The organism is Kribbella sp. NPDC104740, assembly GCF_055583505.1.
In genome coordinates this window covers 994,972-1,010,770 of record NZ_JBVJNV010000002.1, presented here as the reverse complement: position 1 = coordinate 1,010,770, position 15,799 = coordinate 994,972, and the positions used below count along the sequence as shown (strand labels likewise).

Sequence of the window (15,799 nt, the reverse complement as noted above, 5' to 3'; positions counted from 1 at the left end):
AGATCAGGGCGGGGAAGCGGCAGCCTACGTCGAGCTGAGATCCAGCCCGGCGTCGAGGGGGCGACCGGCAGGCAGCGCGTCCAGGACCTCGCGCGGCGCCAGCGCACGGTACGCCGCGTCCGGTCGCGCCCCGAGGGCGTCGTTCACCGTCGAGAACGCGATCCGCAGTGCCACGAACGCCGTGAGGCCGAAGATCTGGCGGTCGGTCCAGCCGGCCGCCCGGAGCGGCTCGAGATCCGAGGCAGTCGTCGCGTTCGGGTCGCGGGTGATCTTCCGAGCCCAGTCGGCGAGAGCGCTCTCCGCCGGCGACAGCACCGCGTCGTCACCAGCAAGCACAGCAGCCGCATGCGCCCCCGAGCTCTCCCCGGCGAGCTTGGTGCCCCAGGCAACAGAGCAGTACGTGTCGCCGAGCGTCGAGGCCATCGCGGTCACCAGGATCCCGCGCGTTCGGAGGTCGAGATCATGGGTCTCGACCACCGAACCGATCACCGCGAACAACGCGTCCTTGAGGCCCGGCTGGAACGACCACAACCGGGTCAGGTTCATCACGAACCCGAGATCCTCCCGCTCGGCGGCGAAGCTCGCCTGCATTGCGTCGTCGGGCGGAGGAAACGGCAGAAAACTCATCAGCGCAAGTCCAATCAGGAGAAGGAGTCTAGAAGCCCGTGCAGCAAGGGGTTCTCGATGTCGGTCGCGATCAGTCGCGCCGAGGTGACCGCCTGGGGGTCGCCCAGCCGGCCGAGATGCAGGTTCCCGCGGACGAGCAGCTCGCGCATGTCGCATCGCGCAGCCAGCCCGACGAGCTGGGTCGCGAACGACCGCGACCGTCCCGCATCCCCGTGATCCGACGCGGTCTGAGCCGCAGCATCGAGCACGTGACCGTGGATCCACTGATACCGATCCGGCTCGCGACTAGACCGCAGCGCGGCCTGATCGAGCCAATGCACAACCCCCGGATAAACCCCACGCACAGAGGCCAGCAACCCGAGTCCCCGAGCCGCGATCCCCTCCCAGCAAGGGTCGTTGACCTGACACCCCAACGCCCAAGCCTGCTCGAATCCGTCGGCCGCGGCGTCAACCTCCCCGGCGTACAGATCGAGCTCGGCCAGCAAAGCCTGCGGCCACGGCAGGAACGCGACCCACCGCTGCTGCCGCACGAGATCCAGCGACTCGGCAACGACCGCCCGCGCCTGGCTGTACTCCCCGCGCAGCAGATGCGCGCGCCCGAGGATCGACAGCGACCACGCCTGCTGCCGCGGATCGCCGCAGCGCGCGGCCAGCTCGACCGACTCGCCCAGATGCTGCAGCGCGGACGGATAGTCGCCCAGGTCCGACGCGTTCATCCCCCGTACGCCGAGAATCGCCGCGTTCTCCTCATCGGTCTCCGCGAGAGCAGACGCTCGCGCTAGCCAAGCCTCGGTCGTCGTACGCCGCCCGGCCTGGACCTCGACGAACCCCAGTTGCCGGTACGCCGTGACAACCGTCGCCCGATCACCAGCGCGCTCGGCAACGAGAATCGCCTCCTGCAACGTGATCGCGCCTTCCTCGTCGCGCCCGCGGACGGCGTGCACGAGAGCGCCGCCGAGAGCGACGAGAGCGCGACCTTGCAACTCCGTGTCGCCGCAGCGCGCCGCCTCGGAGACCGCTCTCCGCAGGCACTCGAGCCCCGACTCGACAACCCCCGCGGCGACGGCCGCCCGGCCGGCTTCGAAGGCGCTCAACGCGCTCGCCCGGCTGCCGACCGCGCTCAGCGTCGGACCGCGATCGACCGTCGACGCTTGGCGTAGCGTTGCCGAGGCCTCGACGCCGAGCTCGCGCCGCAGCATGTCCTCGCAGACCGCTACTTGACGCAGGGCAGCCGGCCGATCGCCCGCGACCGCGAGGCTGCGGACGAGCAGCTCGTGGTTGCCTTGTTCGAGCGGGTTGGCCGCGACCGCCCTGCTGGCGAAGGGGATCGCGTCCCGTGCGCGCCCCGCCGCGACGAGCCCGACCGCGGCTTCCCGCAGCCGGGACTCGACGGCGGAGGCGACCCGGTGCCGCTCGACCATCAGCCAGGACTCGAAGTCCGGGCAGCTGTCGAGCTCGACCCCTTCGAGCAGCTCGCCGTCGATCTCCAGCAACTGCGCGGGCTCGGCGAGCGAGAGCACTTGCAGCACGTCCACACTGAGTCCACCATCGAGCGAGAGTGATACTGGATCGCCAGAGAGCATTGGTGAATTGAATGCCAACGCTCGCCGCAACTCAGCCAGCGTCCATCGCAGCGCCCCCAGCGGATCCTCCGCGTCCGCGAACAGCAACTCCGCCAGCCGTTTCCGCGACGGCGGTCGCTCGGCAAGCAGGACGTACGCGAGCAGCGCCCAGCTCTTCCGCCCCCGCGGCGCCCGCGCCGGCTCCCCGTCGTACAAGATCGCCGGTCGGCCCAACAGCCTGATCTGCCCCTCCATACGTCCCACCCCCGATCCTCAGTGTGGACCAGCAGGTCCGTGGTTGTCAGCGACGGACGCCGACCGCCTCCAGGTACTCCGCGTGCGCGGCGATCGTCCCGTCGTCGGCCTGGTTGAACGACCGCGGTACGTCGGCCAGTTCCGCGGCGAACTGCGCGCGGTCCGAGTCCGACAACGTCGAGGCCAGCTTGGTGATCGGGCCGTAGAACTCGCGGAACCACTCCGAGAAGTGCTCCGCCGAGTGGTAGCGGAACACATACTCCCGCTTCTCGAGCGCGACCCACTCGACCCGGTCGCCGAACAGCTCGTTCAGGTGCTCCTCGGTGCCCCACAGCACGGCGGGCTTGACCCCGGCTGGCGGCGGCGCCCACTTGCCGACCACCTTGAACATCTGCCCGACCATCCCGGTCGGGGTCCAGCTGGAGAGCGCGATCTTGCCGCCCGGCTTCGTCACCCGGACGAGCTCGTCCGCGGCCCGCTGGTGGTTCGGCGCGAACATCACGCCGACGGTGCTGAGCACGAGGTCGTACGCAGCGTCCGGTACCGGCAGGTTCTCCGCGTCGCCTTCGGTGAAGGTGACGGGCAGGTGCTCGGCGGTCGCGCGTTCGCGGCCCTGCTCGAGCAGGTTGGTGGCGTAGTCGACGCCGGTCGCCTCGGCAAAGCGGCGAGCGGCGGCGAGCGCCGCGTTGCCCTGGCCGCAGGCGACGTCGAGCGCGCGTTGCCCGGCCCGTACGTCGGCCGCCTCGACGAGCAGCTCGGCGATGATCTGCAGGGTGTTGCCGACCCGCGGGTAGTCCCCGGTCTGCCACCCGGCGCGCTGCTTGTCCTTGATCGCCTCGAAATCGACGGTGGTGCTGGTCATCAGTGGTCTCCCCCTGGAAGTGGTTGGTGCAGCCAGTCGACGCAGCCACCGTGTGACGCGCCGTGTGACAGCACGAAAACCCCGACGATCACAGAGCGCGAGCCATCGTTGTCAGAGGTTGGTATATCCACTGAGCAGCGGATATCGGCGAATTCTCCAAGCCAGGCAGCAAAGTCTTGCCATCGTTGTCATCGCTACTTATAGTCCGAGAAACGTTTCAATCCGTGATCCCGCATCCAAAGCAAGTGAAACGGAGATGCCTTACGTCACACCGGCCGGGCGCGATCGACCGCGCCGTCCGCGGCCGAGAACCACCCTCGGACCGAAGGAGATCCGATCGTGAACGCACCCCGCCCGCAGTTCGAAGACGTCCAAGCCGTTGTGCGCCACCAGTTGAGCCGGCGCAGCGTGGTCGGGGGAGGTGCGGCGCTCGGACTGTCCGGTCTGCTGGCCGCCTGCTCCGGCGGCGGAGGCTCGTACTCCGACAAGCCCGCCAACAAACCTGCCGCCACCAAGTCGGTGCAGATCGGCAAGGCGAACATCCCGACGCCGCGCGACCAGACGGTCGTGATCGGCCAGGTCGAGTACAACGTGTTCGACAGCTTCAACACGATGATCCCGAACGGCTGGCAGTCCGGCGCCGGCTTCGAGTCGGTCTGCCGCGAGGCGATGTTCTACCTGAACCTGGCCAGCGGCGAGCTGAAACCGTGGCTGTGCAAGGAGTACAAGTACAACGACGACTTCACCGAGCTGACACTGAACTTCGAGCCGAAGGCCAAGTGGAGCGACGGGAAACCGCTCACCGCGAACGACTTCAAGTTCACCGTGCTGCTGCTCAAGGACCGCAAGGACCTGTTCGGTGGCGGCGGTGACCTGGGCGAGTTCGTGCAGTCGGTCGACGTACCGGACGAGCACACCGCGGTGATGAAGCTGAAGAAGCCCGGCCCGCGGATGCACTACAACTTCATCGCGGCGATCGCGAGCCCGAACATGGAGATCCTGCCCGAGCACGTCTGGAAGGGGCAGGACCCGACCAAGTTCAAGGAGAACCCGCCGACCCGCAGCGGCCCGTACAAGCTGAAGCAGACGATCCGCAGCCAGCGGATGTTCGTCTGGGAGAAGAACCCGGACTACTGGGCCAAGGACGAGGTCGACCCGCCGCCGCAGTACATCGTCTACCAGAGCACGGCCAAGCAGCTGGACTCGGCGGCGCTGGCCTTCGAGCGGGCCGAGTTCGACGTCGGCTCGATCGACGAGCAGCACGCCAAGCAGCTGCGCAACACCGGCTACCCGGCGATGGTCACCACCCAGTTCCACGACCCGAACCCGCGGATCATCTGGCCGAACTGCGACCCGGCCCGCGGCGTGATCGGTGAGCCGAAGATGCGGCAGGCGATCAACTACCTGATCGACCGGGAGAAGATCGGCACCTCGATCTGGCCGGTGAAGGTGCCGGCCGCGATCTACCCGTGGGCCGACTACCCGAGCAACGACCCGTGGAAGAACGACGCGCTGGCCGAGAAGTACAAGTTCGAGTACAGCCCGGACAAGGCGACCGCGCTGCTGGACGAGATCGCGCCGAAGAACGCGGCCGGCAAGCGCACGTACAAGGGCAAGGAGATCAACCTCGAGATCATCACCGCGGCGCCGGTCGACGGTCCGGAGTACGCGATCGCGAACGTGGTCAAGACCGATCTCGCGAAGGTCGGCGTCCCGGCGACGCTGCGCAGCCTGAGTGGTCCGGTGCACAGCGAGAAGTTCGAGCGCGGCGAGTACGACCTGGACTCCAACTGGGACGGCTTCGCGTTCGACCCGCAGCAGCTCTACACCAACTGGACCAGCGACAAGGCGCAACCGATCGGCAAGAACGCCGCCGGCAAGAACAAGCAGCGCCTGAAGGATCCGGCGCTCGACGCGGTCTCGGCCAAGCTCGCGGTGCTCGACCCGAAGAGTGACGAGGCCAAGCCGCTGCTCGAGCAGGCGCTGGAGATCTACTTCCAGCAGCTGCCGCTGATGCCGGTGATCCAGACCGGTTACCCGTCGTACTTCAACACCACGTTCTGGACCGGGTGGCCGACCGACGAGGATCTGTACCAGGTGCCGCTGAACTGGTGGCCGCACTTCATCTTCGTGCTCGGGAAGCTCAAGGCGACCGGTCAGAAGGGGCCGGCGTGACCGCAACCGCGCCGCCGGCCGAGGCCGTGGGAGAGAGCGCGGAGAGCGCTCCCTCCCGCGGGATCCGGGCCTGGCTGGCGCGGCACCCGCTGGCGGCGTACGCGATCCGCCGGTTCGGGCTCTACCTGGTCGAGCTGTGGGGCGCGCTGACCATCGCGTTCTTCTTCTTCCGGCTGATCCCGGGCGACCCGATCCAGACGCTGATCCAGACCCTGCAGCAGAACTACGTGTACAACCAGCAGGCCAGTGCGGAGGTGATCGCGCGCTACCAGACCGAGTTCGGCCTGGACGGCAACATCTTCAGCCAGTACCTGAAGTACATGGAGAACCTGATCCTGCACGGCGATCTCGGGCCGTCGCTGATCAACTACCCGACGCCGGCCCAGGACGTGATCCTCAGATCGTTGCCCTGGACAATCGGTCTGCTCGGGATCGCCGCGGTGCTCAGCTGGGTGTTCGGCGTGATCATCGGCGCTGTCGCGGGCTGGCGGCGCGGCAAGTTCAGCTCCACGATCCTGACCAACCTGTCGATCGCGCTCTCGCACGTCCCGTTCTTCTTCGTCGCGCTGATCCTGGTCTACGTGTTCGCCTACACGCTCGGGCTGCTGCCGGCGCGATCGGCGTACGACTCGACGATCAGTCCCGGGTTCAGCCCGGACTTCATCGGCAGCGTGCTCAAGTACGGGTTCCTGCCGGCGATGTCGATCGTGCTGATCGGGACGTTCAGCTGGATCCTGTCCACCCGGATGCTGATGGTTCCGGTGCTCGGCGAGGACTACCTGGTGTACGCCGAGGCGAAGGGCCTCAAGCCGTGGCGGATCCTGACCTGGTACGCGCTGCGCAACTGCTACCTGCCGCAGATCACCGCGTTCGGGATCTCCCTGGGCTTCATCTTCAACGGCAACGTGCTGGTCGAGCAGCTGTTCAACTACCCCGGTCTCGGGACGACGCTGGTGACCGCGATCCAGCAGCTCGACTTCAACACGATCCTCGGCGTCACCGACATGGCGATCTTCTCCGTGCTGACCGCCGTCCTGCTGCTCGATCTCCTGCTGCCCCTGCTTGACCCGCGCGTCAAGTACTGGAAGTGATCGCGATGAGACTACTGACCGCGACCGGACACACGATCCGGCACAGCCCCCGGCTGGCGACCGGGCTGGCGATCCTGGCGGCGATGGTGCTGCTGGCGATCTTCAGCCCGCTGATCGTCGGTGCCATCGGCAACGGTGACGACCCGCTCGAGTTCGCGGCGTACGAGAAGTGGCTGGTGCCCGGACCGGACCACCTGCTCGGCACCGACCAGTTCGGCCGGGACGTATTGGCGATGGTGGTGAGCGCGACCTCGGTGTCGCTGCAGATCGGCGCGATCGCCGGCGTGATCTCGACCGTGGTCGGGGTGATCGTCGCGTTCGTGGCCGGTTACAAGGGCGGCTGGGTGGACGGCGTGCTGTCCACGTTCACCGGGATCCTGCTGGTGATCCCGACCTTCCCGCTGCTGATCGCGCTCTCGGCGTACGCGAAGAACGTCAGCCTGTTCCAGGTCGGCGTGATGATCTCGATCTTCAGCTGGCCGTTCGCGGCCAAGACGATCCGGTCCCAGGTGCTCAGCCTGCGTTCCCGCCCGTACGTCGACCTGGCGCGGGTCAGCAAGGCCCGGGACCTCGAGATCATCGTCACCGAGCTGCTGCCCAACCTGCTGCCGTTCATCGGCGTCGGCTTCGCCTCGTCGGCGCTCGGCGCGATCTTCGGCCTGGTCGGCCTGGAGGTGATCGGGCTCGGGCCCGGCGGGGTCATCGATCTGGGTCAGATCATCTTCAACGCGATCAACACCGGCGCGCTGACGCTCGGCGCCTGGCCGATGTTCGTGGTCCCGATCGTGCTGCTGACGCTGCTGTTCGCGGCGCTGAACATGATCAACATCGGTCTCGAAGAGGTCTACAACCCGCGGCTGAGAGGAGTGGCCGGTGAGTGACGACGAGATCGTCCTGGACATCTCCGGTCTGGAGGTCGCCTACTCCACCAACAAGGGCGAGGTGAAGGCCGTCGCCGGTCTCGACCTCGCCGTACGCCGGGGCGAGATCCTCGGGATCGCGGGGGAGTCCGGCAGCGGCAAGAGCACGCTCGCCGTCGCGCTGCTCCGGCTGCTGAAACCACCGGGCAAGGTCACCGCGGGGAGCGCGATCTTCCGTCCCCGCGGGCGTTCTCCGGTCGACCTGTTGAAGGTCGACGGCGAGGAGCTCCGGGTCCTGCGCTGGAGCGCGCTCTCGTACCTGCCGCAGGGATCGATGAGCTCGCTCAATCCGGTGATGCGGATCGGCGACCAGTTCCGCGACGTCATCCTGGAGCACGCGCCGGAACGCAAGAGCACGCTCTCCGAGCTGATCACGCGGTTGCTCGGGCAGGTCGGGCTGGAGCCCGAGGTGGCCCGGATGTACCCGCACGAGCTGTCCGGCGGTATGAAGCAGCGCGTCCTGATGGCGATCTGCGTCGCCCTCGAACCCGACCTGGTGATCGCCGACGAGCCGACCACCGCGCTCGACGTGACGATCCAGCGCGTGATCCTGCAGAGCCTGGTCGACCTGCAACGCGACTTCGGCGTCACGCTCGTGGTGATCTCGCACGACATGGGCGTGCACGCGCAGCTGGTCGACCGGGTCGCGGTGATGTACGAGGGCAAGCTCGTCGAGGTCGGCGACGTACGCCAGGTCTACAAGCGGCCGCAGCACGAGTACACCCGGCAGCTGATCGAGTCGATCCCGCGTCTGGGGAGGAGAGCATCGTGACCAAGACGATCGAGCTCAGTGGCGTCCAGCAACGGTTCCACGCCCGCGGAGCGGCCGGCGGCTACCTGACCGCCGTCGAGGACGCGAGCTTCACGCTCTCCCCGGAACCGCCGCAGGTGGTCAGCCTGGTCGGCCAGAGCGGCAGCGGCAAGTCCACGATCGCGCGTAACGTGCTCGGCCTGCAGAAGCCGACCAGCGGCACCGTCAAGTACGGCGGCAAGGACATCTTCAAGCTCGACCGCGCCGAGTACGACGACTACCGCCGCAACGTGCAGCCGGTCTTCCAGGACCCGTACGCGATCTTCAACCCCTTCTACCGCGTCGATCGGGTGCTCTGGAAGGCAGTCAAGAAGTTCGGCCTGGCCAAGACCCAGGCCGACGGACTGAAGCTGATCGAGCAGTCGCTGGAAGCCGTGAAGCTGGAGCCCGAGCGCGTTCTCGGCCGGTACCCGCACCAGCTCTCCGGTGGCCAGCGGCAACGGGTGATGCTGGCAAGGATCCACATGCTCCGGCCCGCCTTCGTGATCGCCGACGAACCGGTGTCGATGCTCGACGCCCAGGTCCGCCGGCTGTTCCTGGACATCCTGCTGGACTTCCAGCGCGAGCACGGGATGACGACGCTGTTCATCACCCACGACCTGTCGACCGTCTATTACCTCGGCGGCCAGGTGATGGTGATCAACCGTGGCCGAATCGTTGAACGAGGCCCGGTCGACACCGTGATGCACGAACCCTCGCACCCGTACACGCAACTGTTGCTGGACTCGATTCCACAACCCGACCCCGACCAGCGCTGGACCGGCCGGATCGAGGTCGACGAACTGTCCGGTACGGCGGAAGCGGGCACGCCGAAGGCGGCCGCACCGGAGACCCCGATCATCTGAAAGACGTATTGAGTCGGGGTCCGGCGGCCATTAATTCGGGGTCGTCAGGGCTTTGCAAGATCGTCACTCTGTGCGTCTCTTGACGCGCGAGGTGAGGGCTCGGTTACCGTGAGTTCGTATCCAGCCGGACTGGCCGAGCGTGGGGCGAACTGGGCGCCCCGAGCAGTCGTCCGCCGGCCAGTTCCGTCCCGCACCGGTGTTGCCGCCGGTGCCTGGGCGGGGGCTCGGCTGGACCATTCGCCGTCGAACCACTGACTGCTGCCTGCCCACAACGCCTTTTCTGCCTGCCCGAGTAAGAGCCGTCCGTCCGATCGCTGACGCCTGCCCGGATGTCCCCGGGCCGCTGCGTGCTGCGACCGGACGGTCCGAACCGAATGGTGGTGCATTCCGCGTGACCCTGACCGAACCGGCGTCGTCCGACGCCCAAGCGCAGCGACCGCAACTCAGCCTCGGGACCGCCGCCGCGCGGAACCTGGCGACCACGACCAAGTCCGAGCCGCAGATGCAGGGCATCACCTCGCGGTGGCTGCTGAAGATGCTGCCCTGGGTGCAGGTGAACGGCGGCGCGTACCGGGTGAACCGCCGGCTCAGCTACGCCGTCGGCGACGGCCGGGTCACCTTCACCACCAGCGGCGCCGAGGTCCGGGTGATCCCGCAGGAGCTGTGCGAGCTGGCGTTGCTGCGCAGCTTCGACGACGTCGAGGTGCTGACCGCGCTGGCCGATCGCTTCGAGCAGCAGGAGTTCCAGCCCGGTGACGTGATCGTCGAGCGCGGCCGGCCCGCGGACCGGATCTGCCTGATCGCGCACGGCAAGGTGAACAAGATCGGCGCCGGCAAGTACGGCGACGAGTCGGTGCTGGAGACGCTGGCCGACGGCGACCACTTCACCTACCGGGCGATCCTGGAGTCCGAGGACTACTGGGAGTACACCGTCAAGGCGATCACGCCGTGCACGTTGCTGACGCTGTCGCAGGACTCCTTCGAGGACCTGGTCGGCCGTTCGGACAGCCTGCGCGCGCACATCGAGGCGTTCCGGGCCAACCCCCAGCCGGAGTCCGACGAGTACGGAGAGGCCGAGATCGCGCTCTCTGCCGGTCACGAGGGTGAAGCCGACCTGCCCGGTACGTACGTCGACTACGAGACGACGCCGCGCGAGTACGAGCTGAGCGTCGCGCAGACCGTGCTGCGGGTGCACAGCCGGGTCGCCGATCTCTACAACCACCCGATGGACCAGACCGAGCAGCAGTTGCGGCTGACCATCGAGGCGCTGCGCGAGCGCCAGGAGCACGAGATGGTGAACAACCGCGACTTCGGCCTGCTGCACAACGCGGACCTGAGCATGCGGATCCCGACCCGGAGCGGTCCGCCGACGCCGGGCGACATGGACGAGCTGCTCGGCATGGTCTGGAAGGAGCCGGCCTTCTTCCTCGCGCACCCGCGGTCGATCGCGGCGTTCGGTCGTGAGTGCACCAAGGCCGGGATCTACCCGGACAGCGTCGACTTCGGCGGCCACCGAGTCCCGGCCTGGCGCGGCGTCCCGATCTTCCCGTGCAACAAGATCGGCGTCAGCGAGACCCGGACCAGCTCGATCATGCTGATGCGCACGGGGGAGGACAGCCAGGGCGTCGTCGGCCTGCAGCAGACCGGTCTGCCCGACGAGTACGAGCCGGGGCTGTCCGTGCGCTTCATGAACATCAACGAGAAGGCGATCATCAACTACCTGGTCAGCGCCTACTACTCGGCCGCCGTCCTGGTGCCGGACGCGCTCGGCATCCTCGAGGGTGTCGAGATCGGCCGCGAGGGCTAGTACCGGATGAGAGCGCCGAAACCACCGGGAGCCGCCGCCCGGCTCGTCTCCCACGTCGGGCGGGACGCGACAGACGAGCCGGGCGGCCCACCACCGGGCCAACACACCAGTACGCCGGTCGCGAGGGCCGGGAGCAAACAGCCGTACCAGCTTCCCGACTTCTACGTCCCGTACCCGGCGCGGCTCAACCCGCACCTGGAGCAGGCCCGCGAGCACAGCCGCGCCTGGGCCTACGCGTTCGACATGATCGACGTACCCCAGGACGGCAAGGCGATCTGGGACCTGCACGACTTCGAGTCCCATGACTACGCCCTGCTCTGCGCGTACACGCACCCGGACGCGAGCGCCGCCGCGCTCGACCTGGTCACCGACTGGTACGTGTGGGTCTTCTACTTCGACGACCACTTCCTGGAGCTGTACAAGAAGACCCAGGACACCGCCGGCGCGAAGGCGTACCTGGACCGGCTGAACGCGTTCATGCCGGTCGAGGGCCCGATCACGGAGACGCCGGAGAACCCGGTGGAGCGCGGTCTCGCCGATCTCTGGAACCGGACGATCCCGTCGATGTCGGCGGGCTGGCGGCGCCGGTTCGTCGACACCACCGAGGCGCTGCTGGCCGAGTCGCTGTGGGAGCTGTCGAACATCACCGCCGGCCGGCTGGCGAATCCGATCGAGTACGTCGAGATGCGCCGCAAGGTCGGCGGTGCGCCGTGGTCGGCGAACCTGGTCGAGTACGCCGTCCAGGCCGAGGTCCCGGACGAGGTCGCGCACCTGCGGCCGATGAAGGTGCTCAGCGACACGTTCTCCGACGCGGTGCACTTGCGCAACGACCTGTTCTCCTACCAGCGCGAGGTGGAGACCGAGGGCGAGCTGAACAACGGCGTGCTCGTCGTGGAGCGCTTTCTCGGATGCTCTCCGCAGCGCGCGGCCGATCTGGTGAACGACATCCTCACCTCACGGCTGCACCAGTTCGAGAACACGGCGCTCACCGAGGTGCCGCCGTTGCTGGAGGAGCACGGTGTCGGTCCGCAGGGCCGGCTCGACGTCCTGGCGTACGTGAAAGGCCTGCAGGACTGGCAGTCTGGCGGGCACGAGTGGCACCTGCGGTCGAGCCGGTACATGAACGACGGCGGTCAGGCGGCGACGCTCGGGCCGAGCGCGTTCTTGGACGGCCCGAAGGGGCTCGGGACGTCGGCGGTCCGGATCCTGCAGTCGATGGTCTCGTCAGCGCCGTACCGGGTCCGCAGTCACACGCACCGCCCGTACGAAATGGCGGAGCCGTACGAGCTGCCCGAGCTCTACATGCCGTACGACGCGAAGCTCAGCCCGCACCTCGGCCGGGCCCGCGCCAACGTCCTGGAGTGGGGCGAGCGGATCGGGATCACCGACGGGCTGGTCTGGGACCGGCACCTGCTGGAGATCGCGGACCTCGCGTTGTGTGCCTCCGGCATCCATCCCGACGCCGAGCCGGACGCGCTCGACATCTCCACCCAGTGGCTGGCCTGGGGAACGTACGCCGACGACTACTACCCGGTCGTCTTCGGCCGAACGCACGATCTCGCCGGTGCGAAGGCGCAGAACCAGCGGCTGTCCGCGCTGATGCCGCTGGACCTGCAGAGCGCGATCTCGCCCGCGAACGGGCTGGAACGCGCTCTCTCGGATCTCTGGACGCGGACCGCCGGGCCGATGACCCCGGAGGCGCGGACGGCGTTCAAGGCCGGGATCGACTCGATGACCGACAGCTGGCTGTGGGAGCTGGCGAACCAGACCCAGCACCGGATCCCCGACCCGGTCGACTACCTGGAGATGCGCCGGCGCACCTTCGGGTCGGACCTGACGATGAGCCTGTGCCGGATCGGGCACGGCCGGACAGTCCCGCCGCGGATCTACCGGACCCGGCCGATCCGGGCCCTGGAGAACGCGGCCGCCGACTACGCCTGCCTGCTGAACGACGTGTTCTCGTACCGCAAGGAGACCCAGTACGAGGGCGAGCTGCACAACGGCGTCCTGGTGGTCCGGAACTTCCTGGACTGCGACCTGCCGACCGCGTTCGCGACCGTGGCCGCGCTGATGGAGGCCCGGATGAAGCAGTTCGAGCAGCTGGTCGCGGTCGACCTGCCGGTGCTGTTCGACGACTACGACCTCGACGACGACGCCCGCCGGGTGCTCACCGGGTACGCCGAGGAGCTGCAGAACTGGATGTCCGGGATTCTCGTCTGGCACCAGGGCTGCGGCCGGTACGACGAAGCCGAGCAACTGCACATCCCCCGGAAGCTGCTGGGCGGCACACCCGGGCTGGGGACGTCGGCGGTGCGGATCCCGCGCCCGGCGAGTGAGAAGCGACTGGAGGGTGCACTGTGACGACATCCGAGACCGAGACCAAGCCGCAGCTCAGCCTGGGTACCGCGGCGGCGCGGCAGCTGGCCAGCACGACCAAGTCCGTCCCGCAGATGCAGGGCATCTCGCCGCGATGGCTGCTCCGGGTGCTGCCCTGGGTGGAGACCAAGGGCGGCGCGTACCGGGTGAACCGCCGGACCAGCTTCGCGGTCGGCGACGGCCGGCTGAGCTTCTCCGTCGCCGGCGCCGACGTACGGGTGATCCCGCAGGAGCTGACCGAGCTCCCGCCGCTGCGTGAGCTCGACGACGCGGATCTCCTGCAGGAGCTGGCGAACCGCTTCGGGTTGGAGGAGTACGAGCCGGGCTACGCACTGACGGAGTTCGGAAGCCGGATCGACGACGTGCTGTTGGTTGCCCACGGCAAGATCAGCAAGGTCGGCGTCGGCCGGTACGGCGATGGCACCGACCTGGGTACGGCGGCCGACGGCGACTACCTGGGCGAGCAGCTGTTCCTCGACCCGCCGGAGAGCATCTGGGAGTACACCGCCCGGACGACGACCCGGTGCACGGTGCTGCGGCTCACCCGGCAGTCGCTGGAGGAGCTGAAGAACCGCTCCGAGACGCTGCGGGCGTACCTGGACGAGATCCGGTCCCGGCCGCGGCAGCCGCAGAACAAGAACGGAGAGGCCGAGATCGCGCTCTCCGCGGGACACGCGCTGGAGGACGACCTGCCGGGGACCTTCGTGGACTACGACCCGGCGCCGCGCGAGTACGAGCTGAGCGTCGCGCAGACGATCCTGCGGGTGCACACCCGCGTCTCCGACCTCTACAACCACCCGATGAACCAGACCGAGCAGCAGCTCCGGCTGACCATCGAGGCGCTGCGCGAGCGCCAGGAGCACGAGCTGATCAACAACCGCGACTTCGGGCTGCTGCACAACGTGGACTTCAAGCAGTGCCTCTACCCGCGCAGTGGTCCGCCGACGCCGGACGACTTCGACGAGCTGCTGACCCGGCGGCGCAAGCCGCGCGCGCTGATCGCGCACCCGCGGGCGATCGCCGCGTTCGGCCGCGAGTGCACCAAGGCCGGCGTCTACCCGGAGAGCCAGCTCGTCGAGGGCCACCGCGTCCAGTCCTGGCGCGGCGTCCCGATCCTGCCCTGCAACAAGATCCCGATCCACTCCGACAACACCACCTCGGTGCTGGTGATGCGGACCGGGCTCGAGGACGAGGGCGTGATCGGGCTGCGCCAGACCGGGATCCCGGACGAGGTCGAGCCGGGGCTGAACGCCCGGTTCATGGGGATCGACGAGAAGGCCGTCACGTCGTACCTGGTCAGTACCTACTACTCCGCCGCGGTGCTGGTCCCGGACGCCCTCGGCGTCCTCGAGCACGTCGAACTCGGCGGATGAGGAGCGCGCGATGACGACAGTCGAACAGACCGGACCCTCCACGGACCCACCGGTCCAGCGGGTGCAGAGCACGGAGATCCCGGCCCAGCAGCTGCTGGCCTGGTCGCGGGACCAGGTCGAGCCGGCGCTGCGCGAAGCGGTCGGAAGGATGCCGCTGGCCACGCAGCGGATCACGAACTACCACTTCGGCTGGGAGGACGAGGACGGTACGCCGACCCGCGCGGACGGCGGCAAGGCGCTGCGCCCGGCGCTCGCGCTGCTGGCTTCGCAGGCCGTCGGCGGTACGGCGGCGGCCGGCGTACCGGCCGCTGTCGCGGTCGAGCTGGTGCACAACTTCTCGCTGCTGCACGACGACGTGATGGACTGCGACACCACCCGCCGGCACCGGCCGACGGCGTGGACGGTCTTCGGGCTCGGTCCGGCGATCCTGGCCGGTGACGCGCTGCTCAGCCTGGCGTTCGACGTACTGGTTGCCAGCGGCCACCATGCCGCCGACGAGGCGGCGAAGATCCTCGGGCAGGCGGTGCAGGAGCTGGTCGAGGGTCAGCTGGCCGACGCGCACTTCGAGACCAGAACCGAGGTCGCGCTCTCCGAGTGCATCCGGATGGCCCAGCTGAAGACCGGCGCGCTGCTCGGTTGCTCGACGGCGCTCGGCGCGTTGCTGGGTGGCGGGCGGCCCGACCAGGTCGATCACCTGCGGCTGTTCGGCGAGGACCTCGGGCTGGCGTACCAGTACGTCGACGACCTGCTCGGGATCTGGGGCGACCCCCGGGTGACGGGCAAGCCGGTGCACTCCGACCTGCGGCGGCGGAAGAAGTCGTTACCCGTGGTCGCCGCGCTCAGCTCGGGCACCGAGGCCGGCCAGGCCCTGAGCAGCCTGTACGGCGGGTCGCAGGACCTGTCCGACGCCGAGCTGATCCGCGCGGCGGACCTGATCGAGCAAGCCGGATCGCGCTCTCAGAGCCAGGCCCAGGCCGACGCCCTGCTGACCGCGGCCCTGGGGGAACTGCGGTCCGCGGCAACCGGGCGGCCGGCGGACGACCTGGAGCGGCTGGCGCGATTGGCGACCCGCCGGGACCGATGAGTTGGGGGGAG

12 protein-coding genes are annotated in these 15,799 nt (G+C 68.4%); 9 read left to right on the top strand and 3 right to left on the bottom strand.

Annotated elements, in window-relative coordinates:
- Positions 1-24: 24 nt before the first annotated feature.
- From ACZ6Z4_RS14205 to ACZ6Z4_RS14195, 3 genes are all read right to left on the bottom strand, one after another.
- Entirely contained in the window at positions 25-627 is a 603-nt protein-coding gene (locus ACZ6Z4_RS14205; protein ID WP_465562681.1) for a carboxymuconolactone decarboxylase family protein, read from the bottom strand.
- A gap of 14 nt (positions 628-641) precedes the next feature.
- The gene (locus ACZ6Z4_RS14200) at positions 642-2,162 is read right to left on the bottom strand and encodes a tetratricopeptide repeat protein (protein WP_465562679.1); all 1,521 of its coding nucleotides are present in this window, start codon (positions 2,160-2,162) and stop codon (positions 642-644) included.
- Positions 2,163-2,490: 328 nt separating this feature from the next.
- Positions 2,491-3,306 carry a class I SAM-dependent methyltransferase gene (locus ACZ6Z4_RS14195; RefSeq protein ID WP_465562677.1) on the bottom strand — a complete coding sequence of 272 codons (816 nt, stop codon included), beginning with the start codon at positions 3,304-3,306 and terminating at the stop codon, positions 2,491-2,493.
- A gap of 339 nt (positions 3,307-3,645) precedes the next feature.
- Between ACZ6Z4_RS14195 and ACZ6Z4_RS14190 the strand changes: the two genes are divergently transcribed.
- The 9 genes from ACZ6Z4_RS14190 to ACZ6Z4_RS14150 all read left to right on the top strand — a co-directional run bounded on the left by ACZ6Z4_RS14190 (position 3,646) and on the right by ACZ6Z4_RS14150 (position 15,788).
- The gene (locus ACZ6Z4_RS14190) at positions 3,646-5,481 is read left to right on the top strand and encodes an ABC transporter substrate-binding protein (protein WP_465562676.1); all 1,836 of its coding nucleotides are present in this window, start codon (positions 3,646-3,648) and stop codon (positions 5,479-5,481) included.
- Positions 5,478-6,572, top strand: a complete 1,095-nt coding sequence (locus tag ACZ6Z4_RS14185; protein WP_465562674.1) for an ABC transporter permease — start codon at positions 5,478-5,480, stop codon at positions 6,570-6,572. The genes ACZ6Z4_RS14190 and ACZ6Z4_RS14185 overlap by 4 nt, the downstream gene beginning before the upstream one ends.
- A gap of 5 nt (positions 6,573-6,577) precedes the next feature.
- The gene (locus tag ACZ6Z4_RS14180; RefSeq protein ID WP_465562672.1) at positions 6,578-7,453 is read left to right on the top strand and encodes an ABC transporter permease; all 876 of its coding nucleotides are present in this window, start codon (positions 6,578-6,580) and stop codon (positions 7,451-7,453) included.
- Positions 7,446-8,264: an ABC transporter ATP-binding protein gene (locus ACZ6Z4_RS14175; protein WP_465562670.1), complete on the top strand. Its 819-nt coding sequence runs from the start codon at positions 7,446-7,448 to the stop codon at positions 8,262-8,264. The genes ACZ6Z4_RS14180 and ACZ6Z4_RS14175 overlap by 8 nt, the downstream gene beginning before the upstream one ends.
- The gene (locus ACZ6Z4_RS14170; protein WP_465562668.1) at positions 8,261-9,148 is read left to right on the top strand and encodes an ABC transporter ATP-binding protein; all 888 of its coding nucleotides are present in this window, start codon (positions 8,261-8,263) and stop codon (positions 9,146-9,148) included. Before ACZ6Z4_RS14175 ends, ACZ6Z4_RS14170 begins: the two co-directional genes overlap by 4 nt.
- 391 nt (positions 9,149-9,539) lie before the next feature.
- Positions 9,540-10,955 (top strand): family 2B encapsulin nanocompartment shell protein, encoded by a 1,416-nt coding sequence (locus tag ACZ6Z4_RS14165; protein WP_465562666.1) that lies wholly within the window; start codon positions 9,540-9,542, stop codon positions 10,953-10,955.
- Between the two features lie 6 nt (positions 10,956-10,961).
- Positions 10,962-13,316: a terpene synthase family protein gene (locus tag ACZ6Z4_RS14160; protein WP_465562664.1), complete on the top strand. Its 2,355-nt coding sequence runs from the start codon at positions 10,962-10,964 to the stop codon at positions 13,314-13,316.
- A complete protein-coding gene (locus ACZ6Z4_RS14155) occupies positions 13,313-14,704 on the top strand; it encodes a family 2B encapsulin nanocompartment shell protein (protein ID WP_465562662.1) in 1,392 nt (463 codons plus the stop codon). The genes ACZ6Z4_RS14160 and ACZ6Z4_RS14155 overlap by 4 nt, the downstream gene beginning before the upstream one ends.
- A gap of 10 nt (positions 14,705-14,714) precedes the next feature.
- Complete coding sequence (locus ACZ6Z4_RS14150) at positions 14,715-15,788, top strand: family 2 encapsulin nanocompartment cargo protein polyprenyl transferase (protein WP_465562660.1); 1,074 nt, start codon at positions 14,715-14,717, stop codon at positions 15,786-15,788.
- Positions 15,789-15,799: the final 11 nt, after the last annotated feature.

Bases quoted from the DNA above. Each gene is read 5' to 3' on its own strand.
- ACZ6Z4_RS14205 (WP_465562681.1), bottom strand. From the start codon at position 627: ATGAGTTTTCTGCCGTTTCCTCCGCCCGACGACGCAATGCAGGCGAGC.
- ACZ6Z4_RS14195 (WP_465562677.1), bottom strand. From the start codon at position 3,306: ATGACCAGCACCACCGTCGATTTCGAGGCGATCAAGGACAAGCAGCGC.
- ACZ6Z4_RS14180 (WP_465562672.1), top strand. From the start codon at position 6,578: ATGAGACTACTGACCGCGACCGGACACACGATCCGGCACAGCCCCCGG.
- ACZ6Z4_RS14160 (WP_465562664.1), top strand. From the start codon at position 10,962: ATGAGAGCGCCGAAACCACCGGGAGCCGCCGCCCGGCTCGTCTCCCAC.
- ACZ6Z4_RS14150 (WP_465562660.1), top strand. From the start codon at position 14,715: ATGACGACAGTCGAACAGACCGGACCCTCCACGGACCCACCGGTCCAG.